Below are 1,889 nucleotides of genomic sequence, written 5' to 3'. Positions count from 1 at the left end.
CCCGGCGGGTCCGGCGGGCCGAGCCGCAGGTCCTCCGGGCCGCAGTCGCCGCCCGCGCTGCGCACGAGCCGGCACCACCGCAGCACCTCGTGCTCGCCCTCGTCCCAGCGCGGACCGGCGTGGCCCGCTCGCGCGTTGCCGAACGCGAGCAGCGCGTGCGGCCGGGTCTCGAGCAGGAGGCGGTGGCTCTCCGGCCCCCGCCCGTGCAGGTCGACGGCGAGGCGGCCGGGGGAGTCCTGCGACCCGCCCGGCCCGGCCCACGGCCACGGCAGCCGGGCCAGCCCGCGCGTCGGCAGGACGGCGTCCACCACGCCGAGGCCGACGAGCCACCGGCCGATCGGTTCGGGCGCCGCCAGCACGACGCGGTGGCCCGGCCACGCGCGGCGGAGCCCGCGCAGGGCGGGCACGCCGGTCAGCGCGTCGCCCAGCCCCAGCGCGCGAAGAGCGAGCACGGTCACGAGGATCTCCGTCCGGTCAGGGCCACGACGCCTCACCCGACGCCATGACCAGCATCTCCCGGATCTCGCTCCCGCGCGGCTGGGTGAGCGCGGCGACGACGGCCCCCGCCGTCGCGGCCGGGTCGTTGAGGTCCGCGTCGGGGCCCGGCCGGTACTGGTCGGCGCGGCCGTCGAAGAACGGTGTGCGCATGCCGCCAGGGATCAGGCAGGTGACGCCGACGCGACCGGCGTACTCGGCCGCGAGCGCCTGGCTGAACCCGCGGACGGCCCACTTCGACGCGCAGTAGGCGGTCGCGTCGCCCGCGCCCCGCAGGGCGAGCGTCGAGGCGACCGTGACGACGGTGCCGCGCCGCTCGACGAGGTACGGCAGCGCGGCGCGGACCACGGAGACGGTGCCGAACAGGTTGACGCGGACCACCCGCTCCCAGCGGTCGGCGTCGATCTCCAGCAGCGGGCCGCAGGCGTCGATCCCCGCGGCGGCGACCACGGCGTCCGGCGGCCCGACCTGCTCGACGAGCGACTCGACGGCCGCGCCGGCCGCTCCCGGCTCGCCGAGGTCGGCGCGCGCGTACGGGACGCCCGCGGCCGGCTCGGCGACGTCGACGACGGCGGGCGTGCCGCCTGCCGCCGTCAGCACGTCGACGAGCGCGGCGCCCAGGCCCGATGCGCCGCCGGTGACGAAGACCGTGCCGACGGGCCGGGGCCTGAGCGGGCCGGTGCCGGCGGGGCCGGGGGAGCGGGTGGGTGACGTGCCTGCGGGTGCGGTCATGAGGTCCTCCTCAGGGTGGTCCGGTCGGTCGGTCCGGTGCGGTGCGGTGCGGGTCCCGCGGCGCGCGCGGCGAAGGGCACGGGCCGGAGCCCGTCGTCGGCCCGTGGCTGGTGCAGCTGACGGGGCTGCCGGAGCTGACGGACCAGGCCCGTGGTCGACCGCCCGTCGAGGTACGGCAGCGTGACCACCCGCCCGCCCCACGAGCGGACCACGGGCGCCTCGGGCAGCTCCGGGACCGCGTAGTCGCCGCCCTTGACCCAGACGTCGGGCCGCAGGGCCGCGATCGCCGACGACGGGTCGTCGTCCTCCAGGACGATCGCGGCATCGACGCTGCCGAGCCCCGCGAGGACGCGCAGCCGGTCCTCCAGCGGCACGACGGGCCGCTCCGGACCCTTGAGCCGCCGCACGGACCGGTCGGAGTTGACCAGCACGACCAGGTGGTCGCCGAGACCGCGCGCCCCGTCGAGCAGGCTCACGTGGCCCGCGTGCAGCAGGTCGAAGCAGCCGCTGGTCGCCACGAGCGTGCCACCGGCCCGCAGGCGCGCGCCGACCTGCTCCAGCGTCTCGGGCAGGCCCTCGCGCAGCGGACCCTCGGCGCGGTCGGCGGCGCGGTCGGTCGCCCCGACGTCGGCAGCAGCGGTCTCGCGGAAGGCCGCCGCGCC

3 protein-coding genes are annotated in these 1,889 nt (G+C 78.7%); all 3 read right to left on the bottom strand.

The window, feature by feature from the left end:
• Positions 1 to 452: glycosyltransferase family 9 protein (locus HLB15_RS23465; protein WP_376699424.1), on the bottom strand; the 452-nt coding region annotated here is incomplete at its 3' end.
• Between the two features lie 22 nt (positions 453 to 474).
• Positions 475 to 1,227 (bottom strand): SDR family oxidoreductase, encoded by a 753-nt coding sequence (locus tag HLB15_RS23460; protein WP_171109160.1) that lies wholly within the window; start codon positions 1,225 to 1,227, stop codon positions 475 to 477.
• Positions 1,224 to 1,889: adenylyltransferase/cytidyltransferase family protein (locus HLB15_RS23455; RefSeq protein WP_171109158.1), on the bottom strand; the 666-nt coding region annotated here is incomplete at its 5' end. The genes HLB15_RS23455 and HLB15_RS23460, both read right to left, overlap by 4 nt.

It is taken from the genome of Promicromonospora citrea, from assembly GCF_013004695.1.
Taxonomy (GTDB): Bacteria; Actinomycetota; Actinomycetes; order Actinomycetales; family Cellulomonadaceae; genus Promicromonospora; species Promicromonospora citrea.
Note: the sequence above shows the minus strand (reverse complement) of the source record. Positions and strands in the feature narration are given on the sequence as shown.